7 protein-coding genes are annotated in these 7,945 nt (G+C 64.4%); 3 read left to right on the forward strand and 4 right to left on the reverse strand.

Annotated elements, in window-relative coordinates; genetic code table 11:
• Window positions 1–123 precede the first annotated feature (123 nt).
• From LH475_RS02075 to LH475_RS02090, 4 genes are all read right to left on the reverse strand, one after another.
• The gene (locus tag LH475_RS02075; RefSeq protein WP_196843413.1) at window positions 124–891 is read right to left on the reverse strand and encodes an ABC transporter ATP-binding protein; all 768 of its coding nucleotides are present in this window, start codon (window positions 889–891) and stop codon (window positions 124–126) included.
• The gene (locus tag LH475_RS02080; protein ID WP_297412751.1) at window positions 878–1,768 is read right to left on the reverse strand and encodes an ABC transporter ATP-binding protein; all 891 of its coding nucleotides are present in this window, start codon (window positions 1,766–1,768) and stop codon (window positions 878–880) included. The genes LH475_RS02075 and LH475_RS02080 overlap by 14 nt, the downstream gene beginning before the upstream one ends.
• 67 nt (window positions 1,769–1,835) lie before the next feature.
• Window positions 1,836–2,816: a branched-chain amino acid ABC transporter permease gene (locus LH475_RS02085; protein WP_196843412.1), complete on the reverse strand. Its 981-nt coding sequence runs from the start codon at window positions 2,814–2,816 to the stop codon at window positions 1,836–1,838.
• An 8-nt stretch (window positions 2,817–2,824) separates the two neighbouring features.
• Window positions 2,825–4,090, reverse strand: coding sequence for a branched-chain amino acid ABC transporter permease (locus tag LH475_RS02090; protein WP_196843410.1), 1,266 nt, complete (start codon window positions 4,088–4,090; stop codon window positions 2,825–2,827).
• A gap of 274 nt (window positions 4,091–4,364) precedes the next feature.
• Here LH475_RS02090 and guaB point away from each other — a divergent pair, with 274 nt between their 5' ends.
• The 3 genes from guaB to LH475_RS02105 all read left to right on the forward strand — a co-directional run.
• A complete protein-coding gene (gene guaB, locus LH475_RS02095) occupies window positions 4,365–5,867 on the forward strand; it encodes an IMP dehydrogenase (protein WP_196843408.1) in 1,503 nt (500 codons plus the stop codon).
• A 101-nt stretch (window positions 5,868–5,968) separates the two neighbouring features.
• Window positions 5,969–7,087 (forward strand): GuaB3 family IMP dehydrogenase-related protein, encoded by a 1,119-nt coding sequence (locus LH475_RS02100; protein ID WP_196843407.1) that lies wholly within the window; start codon window positions 5,969–5,971, stop codon window positions 7,085–7,087.
• Window positions 7,088–7,187: 100 nt separating this feature from the next.
• The coding region (locus LH475_RS02105; protein WP_297412750.1) for an FAD-dependent oxidoreductase at window positions 7,188–7,945 on the forward strand (758 nt) is incomplete at its 3' end.

Raw genomic sequence — 7,945 nt, forward strand, 5'->3', positions numbered from 1 at the left:
GCCCCGTTGTGGCCCACCACGCCGACCCCAAAACCGAGGCCCCCGCGGCCAGTGGCAACACAGACCCGGCCCCCGAGACACGCGCGGGCGCCGCTGAGAAGCTGCTGGGGGCGGTTCTGCGGGTTAATCCTGCCCGAGGGTGCCCAGGTACAGGCCGATGACCTTGGGGTCATTCAGCAGCTCGCGGCCGGTGCCGGTGTAGGCGTCGCGGCCCTGGTCGAGCACGTAACCGCGGTCACAGATCTGCAGGCAGCGACGAGCGTTCTGCTCGACCATGATCGTCGTCACCCCCGCCTTGTTGATCTCCTTCACCCGCAAGAAAGCCTCATCCTGGCGCACCGGAGAGAGGCCGGCACTCGGCTCGTCGAGCAGCAGTACGTGCGGTCCCATCATCAGCGCGCGGCTCATGGCGACCATCTGGCGTTCGCCACCCGAGAGCGAACCCGCGCGCTGCGACATACGCTTGCCGAGCTCCGGGAAGATCTCCGTGACGAATTCCAGCCGCTCCACGAGACCCTTGGGCTTCTGAAAGATCCCCATCTCGAGGTTCTCGCGAATGGTCAGGGTGGGAAACACGTTGTTGTTCTGCGGCACGAAACCGACACCCTGGGCGACGAGCTTGTTCGCCTTGAGATTGGTGATGTTGTTGCCGCGCAGCAGAATCTCGCCGTCGCGCACCTTCACGAGGCCGAAGATCGCCTTGAGCAACGTCGACTTGCCGGCACCGTTCGGACCGATGATGCCGATGAGTTCGCCGTCGTAGGCGGTGAGCGAACAGGAGTTGAGAATGTTCACACCGGTCACGTAGCCGGCGGTGACGGTCTTGACCTCGACGACCGCGTTCCGGGTCTTGGTCGGAGCCGGCACGGCCAGCGGGTCAGCGTTCGTCATTGAGCAACTCCTTTATGGCTGACACGTTCTCGGTTTCGGCGCTGAGGTCTTCGCCGATGTCCTCGTCGTGGTGCTGTCCGAGGTAGGCGTCGATCACCGCTGGGTTCTTCATGACTTCGTGCGGGTCGCCCTCGGCGACCACCTTGCCCTCGGCCATCACGATCACCCAGTCCGCGATGTGGCGCACCATGTGCATGTCGTGCTCCACGAACAGAACGGTCATACCCTGGGATTTGAGGTTCAGAATGTGGTCGAGCAGCGACTGGGTCAGGGCCGGGTTGACCCCGGCCATCGGCTCGTCGAGCATCACAAGGGTCGGGTCACTCATGAGCGCTCGCGCCATTTCGAGCAGCTTGCGCTGGCCACCGGACAGGCTCGCGGCATAGTCATCTTTTTTGGTGTCGAGCTTGAACCGGGTGAGCAGATCGAGCGCTTTGGCCCGGTTCTCCTCTTCCTGGTTGCGCCAGAGAAAAGGCATCAGGGCGCGGAACATGTTCTCGCCGGTCTGGCCCGTGGCGCCGAGCAGCATATTGTCCATGACGGTCAGCAGGCCGAGCGCCTTGGTCAGCTGAAACGTGCGAATCTGACCCATGCGGGCGACCTTGTAGGCGGGAACGCCGGCGAGGGAGCGGCCGTCGAAGGTCCACCTGCCGCTGTCGGGCTTGTCGAAGCCGGTCAGCAGGTTGAACAGCGTGGTCTTGCCGGCGCCGTTCGGCCCGATCAGCGCGGTGATGGCGCCGCGCGGAACCTCAACGTGGTCGACATCGACGGCGGTGAGGCCGCCGAACGTGCGTCGCACGTTGTCGACGACGAGGATCGGATCGATCTTCTCGCAGCCCGGTTCGGCGTCGCCGATGTGTAGGCCGGTCGTTTTGATCGGCTTGGCCGTGGGAACCACGCCGGTCGAAACGGGGCCAGCGGGGCCCGTGCCAGTGGGAACAGTATTAGCGGACAAAAGCCAACTCCTTCTTGTTTCCGAAGATGCCTTGCGGTCTGAAAATCACAATCAGCATGATCGCCACCCCGACCAGGATGAAACGTAGCTGCCCGGCCTGGATGCTCGACATGAACGGCAACCAGCCTGCCTCCACGGCCCGGGCGACGAAACCGGAGAAGAACGACAGCAGCACCCAGAAGATCATCGAACCGATGATCGGGCCGAGCACCGTCGCGGCTCCGCCGAGTAGCAGGATGGCGTAGATGAAGAAGGTCAGTGTCGTCTGGTAGTTCGACGGCACGACCGCTCGCGGCAGGGCAAAGATCATGCCGGCGATGGTGCCGAGAACACCACCGAAAATGAGTGACTGCATTTTGTAGGCGTAGACGTTCTTGCCGAGCGCGCGCACGGCGTCTTCGTCTTCCCGGATGCCCTTGATAACACGGCCCCAGGGGCTGCGCATGATCTGCCAGACCAGCAGCGCGGCGAGAATCACGATTGACCAGGCCACGATGCGCAGCCAGGTGTCGTAGGCGTTGTTCGTGAATGGGCCGAAGCCGTAGGTGCCGTCGGCGAGCGGGTTGAGCGCCGCAAACTCGTTCTTGTAGCCGCTCAGTCCGTTGGCCGACCCGGTGACCGACGCGAACGTGTTTGTCGTGAACAACAGCCGCACGATCTCGGCGGCGGCAATCGTAACGATCGCGAGGTAGTCAGCGCGCAGTCGCAGCGTCGGAATACCCAAAATCAGGGCGAACAAAACGGATGCCCCGACGCCGACCAGAAAGGCTCCCCAGACGGGAAACCCAAAGGTCAGAATCGAGATCGCATAGCCGTAGGCTCCAAGAGCCATAAACCCGGCCTGGCCGAAGTTGAGCAGACCGGTGTAGCCGAAATGCACCGCGAGCCCGAGGGCGGCGAGGGCGTATGCGGCCGTGGTCGGGCTGATCAGCTCGACGGCTGCGTTACTAAAGATTGCTCCCCAGTCCATGTGAACCCCTAACCAATTCTCTCTTTGCGACCCAGGATGCCTTGCGGCCGAAGCAGCAGCACCAGGATCAACACGACAAGGGCGCCGACGTACTTCATGTCGGACGGAAGCCACAACGTCGACAACTCAACAAACAAGCCGACGATAATCGAGCCGATCAGGGCGCCGAACGCGGTACCGAGGCCACCGAGTGTCACGGCGGCGAACACGAGCAGAAGCATTTGGAACCCCATGTCCCAGCTCACGCCGGGCCTGAAGTAGGCCCAGAGCACGCCGCTCAACCCGGCGAGGGCTGCGCCGACCACCCAGACGATGCGAATGACGCCGTCAACGTCGATGCCGCTCGCCGAGGCGAGGCTCGGGTTGTCCGAGACAGCGCGGGTGGCCTTGCCGACGCGGGTGCGCAGCAAGAAGTAGGCGACAGCGAGCAGCACGACAACGCTGATGCCCATGCTCGCGAGGTCAATCGGCGAGAGCGAAATCGCGCCGAACTTGAGGTCGGCCATACCGGCACCGGGCAGCTGGCTCGTGCCGCCGCCGAAGAAATACTGGTAAAGGTAGCGCAGTGCGAGCGACAGGCCGATGCTGACGATCATGAGGGGGATAACGGCTACCCCCTTCTTGCGCAGCGGTTTCCACAGGACCGCGTCGAGACCCCAGCCGAGGCATCCGCTGAGCACAATCGCGATCAGGATGGCCAGCCAGATCGGCAGGCCGAGGGTCACCGAGAAGACCAGTGTCATGAGGGCGCCGAAGGTGATCATTTCGGCGTGGGCGAAGTTACTCAGGCCCGTTGTACCGAAGATCAGCGACACGCCGATCGCGGCGAGGGCCAGCAGCAGGCCGAAGTTCACGCCGTTCACGAACCGGTTGACGAACTGGTCGAAGAAGCTGACCGTGGTGCGGGTGCCTTCACCGAGGAAGAAGTTCACCGAGCGGCGGTCGGTCAGCCCGAACTCCGCATTGATGACATTGGCGCCCTTGGCGACGATGACGCCCTTCGGCAGGGTCTCTTCGTCCAGGGTTACTTTGTAGGTGCCCTTTTCGGGAACCCCGATCGACCACTTGCCCTCGGCGTCAGTCACGGTGTCGGCCTTGTAACCGTTACCGTCGACGGCGATGGAAACACGGTCGAGGGCTTTTCCGTTGAACTGCACGTTGCCCGAGAGGGTGAAGTTGTACTCGGTGCCCACCTCGTCGGCGTGCGCGCTGCCCGCCGAGAAGGTGGCCAGGGTGAGGGCTGCGAGAAGCGTCACAAACAGGATGGCCAGCATCCTGGGTACGTATCTCTGAGCCGTAAGAGTGGACTTCACGGGACCTCCATGTTGGTGCCGACCGGTGGGTGACCGGGCGGGCGCCGGGCAAGTACTGCCAACGTCGTTGTTGAGAGTACGTGCCGATTATGTCCTATATGTTTCGAAACTCCGCACTGGCTCACAATTCGTGGGCGGAATGTGATGAGCCCAAACACGCTTAACATTGGAGGACCGGTTGTTTCACGCGTTCTGCCGGATAATTTTCTGTTTTTTGCTATAGGTAAGGGGTTTCATGGATCAGCCAGATCCGTTCGGATTCACCGGGCTCACCTACGACGACGTGCTGCTCCTGCCGGGGCACACCGACGTCATTCCGAGTGAGGCGGTCACCAAGTCCCGCTTGACCCGGCGAATCGACGTGTCGTTGCCGCTGCTCTCGAGCGCCATGGACACCGTCACCGAGACGCGCATGGCCATCGCCATGGCCCGCGAGGGCGGCCTCGGAATTCTGCACCGCAACCTCTCGATCGGCGACCAGGCCGAACAGGTCGACCTGGTCAAGCGCAGCGAATCCGGAATGATCACCAATCCGGTCACCACTTCGCCCGACGCGACCGTGGCCGAGGTTGACGCCCTGTGCGGCCAGTTCCGCATCAGCGGGCTACCCGTCATCGACGGCGCGGGTGTTCTCGTCGGAATCATCACCAACCGTGACATGCGCTTCGTGCCCCACGCCAAGAAGGCTCTCACCCGGGTGCGCGAGATCATGACGACGTCCCCGCTGATCACCGGCAAAGTCGGTATGGCCCCCGAAGATGCACTCGCGATCTTCGCCAGGCACAAGATCGAGAAGCTCCCGCTGATCGATGCCGGCGGAAAGCTCACCGGTCTGATCACCGTGAAGGACTTCGACAAGAGCGAAGAGTATCCCCTCGCCACCAAGGATGACGGTGGGCGCCTGCGTGTCGGCGCGGCGATCGGCTTCTTCGGCGACGCCTGGGAGCGCGCGAGCGCCCTGCTCGAATCGGGGGTGGACGTGCTCGTAGTGGACACCGCCAACGGCGACAGTGCCGGCGTGCTCGACATCATTCGCCGTCTAAAATCAGACAAGGCCTTCGCCGACGTTGACGTGATCGGTGGAAACGTAGCCACCCGTTCGGGCGCCCAGGCGCTCGTCGACGCGGGCGCTGACGCCATCAAGGTGGGCGTGGGTCCCGGCTCCATCTGCACCACCCGCATCGTGGCCGGTGTGGGTGTTCCTCAGATCACTGCCGTCTATCAGGCCTCGCTTGCCGCACGCGAAACCGGTGTTCCGGTCATCGCCGACGGCGGACTGCAGTACTCCGGTGACATCGCCAAGGCCCTCGTGGCCGGCGCCGACACCGTCATGCTCGGCTCCCTGCTCGCCGGCTGCACCGAAAGCCCCGGCGAACTCGTGTTCGTCAACGGCAAGCAGTTCAAGACTTACCGCGGCATGGGATCGCTCGGCGCGCTGCAGACCCGCGGCTCAAAGACCTCGTATTCCAAGGACCGCTACTTTCAGTCCGACGTGCCGAGCGATGAGAAGCTCATTCCCGAGGGCATCGAAGGCCAGGTTCCGTACCGCGGCCCGCTCGCGGCGGTGGCCTACCAGCTCACCGGCGGCCTGCGTCAGTCCATGTTCTATGTGGGCGCCCGCACCATCGCCGAGCTCAAGCAGAAGGGCAAGTTCGTGCGCATCACGCCCGCCGGGCTCAAGGAATCGCACCCGCACGACGTGCAGATCGTGGTCGAGGCGCCCAACTACCGCCGCTAGTCATTGCCGAACCCAGCCCGGATGGCTGCTGGTATCCGGGCTTAGTTCGTTTTGTAGTGCTCCACGACGAGGGCCCGGTACGGGTCGGCTAAACTGAAACCATGGAAATCGAGATCGGCCGTTCCAAGCGCGCACGCCGCGTGTACGCCTTCGACGACATCGCGGTGGTGCCCAGTCGGCGCACCCGCGACCCGGAGGACGTGTCGGTCGGGTGGACCATCGACGCCTACCAGTTCGCCATTCCGGTGCTCGCGGCACCGATGGACTCCGTCGTCTCGCCCACCACCGCCATCATGATGGGCCAGCTCGGCGGCGTCGGCGTGCTCGACCTCGAAGGTCTGTGGACCCGGCACGAGAACCCCGAGCCGCTGCTCGCCGAAATTCGCAGACTGCCCGCTGACACGGCGACCGCCCGCATGCAGGAGATGTACTCCGCCCCGATCCAGCCGGCGCTCGTCACCGCCCGCCTCGCCGAGATTCGCGCCGGCGGCGTCACAGTGGCCGGGGCCCTCTCGCCCCAGCGCACCCAGGAGCTCTACGAAACCGTCGTCGACGCTGGCGTTGATCTGTTCGTCATTCGCGGCACAACCGTCTCGGCTGAGCACGTGTCGCAGAACCAGGAACCGCTCAACCTCAAGAAGTTCATCTACGAACTCGACGTTCCCGTCATCGTCGGCGGCGCGGCCACCTACACGGCTGCCCTGCACCTCATGCGCACCGGAGCCGCGGGCGTTCTGGTCGGTTTCGGCGGAGGAGCCGCGTCGACCACCCGCACGACCCTCGGCATCCACGCCCCGATGGCGACCGCGGTAGCAGACGTTGCCGGCGCGCGTCGCGACTACATGGACGAATCGGGTGGCCGCTACGTGCACGTCATCGCCGACGGTGGCCTCGGCACGTCGGGCGACATCGTCAAGGCCGTCGCCTGCGGCGCCGACGCCGTCATGCTCGGCACCGCGCTGGCCCGGGCAACGGATGCCCCCGGTGGCGGATTCCACTGGGGCGCCGAGGCACACCACGCGCAGCTGGCGCGTGGCAAGCGGGTCGAGGTCGGCTCCGTCGCCCCGCTCGAGGAGATTCTGTACGGCCCGGCGCCGGTCGCCAACGGCACCGCCAACCTGATCGGCGCGCTGCGTCGGTCGATGGCAACCACCGGCTACTCCGATCTCAAAGAATTTCAACGGGTTGAAGTGGTTGTCGCGCCGTACCGAGTGAACTAGCGTCGAAGATAGACGTACTTTTCTTCGATCACCCGCAACAATGTTGTCGCAGCACGCCCTGACCTCTCGTCTTGAACACTGAGTCTGAACAGGAGTAGCAATGGCTTCCCACAATTCGGTTACCCGGTCCACAAAATTAGGGCCTGAGGAGCGGGTCGCCGCTCTCACCAAGCTCAAAGACAAAGAACTCGACATTCTTGTCGTCGGCGGCGGCATCGTCGGCGCCGGCGCCGCCCTTGATGCCGTCACGCGCGGCTTGAGTGTGGGCATTCTGGAAGCGCGGGACTGGGCGTCGGGCACGTCGAGCCGGTCGTCCAAGCTTGTGCACGGCGGCATCCGCTATCTGGAACAGCTCGACTTTCGTCTGGTGCGCGAGGCCCTCACCGAGCGGGGCCTGCTGCTGCAGCGAATCGCGCCGCACCTCGTTAAGCCGGTGCGGTTTCTGTACCCGCTCAAGAAGCGCTTCACCGAACGGTTCTACATCGGCGCCGGCATGCTGCTCTATGACATTTTCTCGTACACCGGCGGGCGCCCGCCCGGTGTGCCGCACCACCGCCACCTGTCGAAGAGCCAGGTGCAGAAGCTCATTCCGAGCCTCGCCAATGACGTCCTGGTCGGCGGCATCACGTACTACGACGCCCAGGTCGACGATGCCCGCTACGTGTCGTCGCTCGTGCGCACGGCTTCGTTCTACGGTGCGCACGCGGCCAGCCGGGTGCGGGTCGAGGGGTTCATCAAGGTGGGGGAGCGCGTCGTGGGGGGGGCCGCCCACCCCCGCCACACCGCCCCACCACTAGCCCGTAGGGGCCACCCCGGCGGGGAAGCGCCCGCCGGGTGGGCCGCTGCCACCCCCCCCCA

This window comes from Cryobacterium sp., assembly GCF_026786305.1.
Lineage (GTDB): Bacteria > Actinomycetota > Actinomycetes > Actinomycetales > Microbacteriaceae > Cryobacterium.

Coding starts and splice junctions, on each gene's coding strand:
- LH475_RS02075 (WP_196843413.1), bottom strand. CDS start 891: ATGACGAACGCTGACCCGCTGGCCGTGCCGGCTCCGACCAAGACCCGG.
- LH475_RS02085 (WP_196843412.1), bottom strand. CDS start 2,816: ATGGACTGGGGAGCAATCTTTAGTAACGCAGCCGTCGAGCTGATCAGC.
- LH475_RS02090 (WP_196843410.1), bottom strand. CDS start 4,090: ATGCTGGCCATCCTGTTTGTGACGCTTCTCGCAGCCCTCACCCTGGCC.
- guaB (WP_196843408.1), top strand. CDS start 4,365: ATGGATCAGCCAGATCCGTTCGGATTCACCGGGCTCACCTACGACGAC.
- LH475_RS02100 (WP_196843407.1), top strand. CDS start 5,969: ATGGAAATCGAGATCGGCCGTTCCAAGCGCGCACGCCGCGTGTACGCC.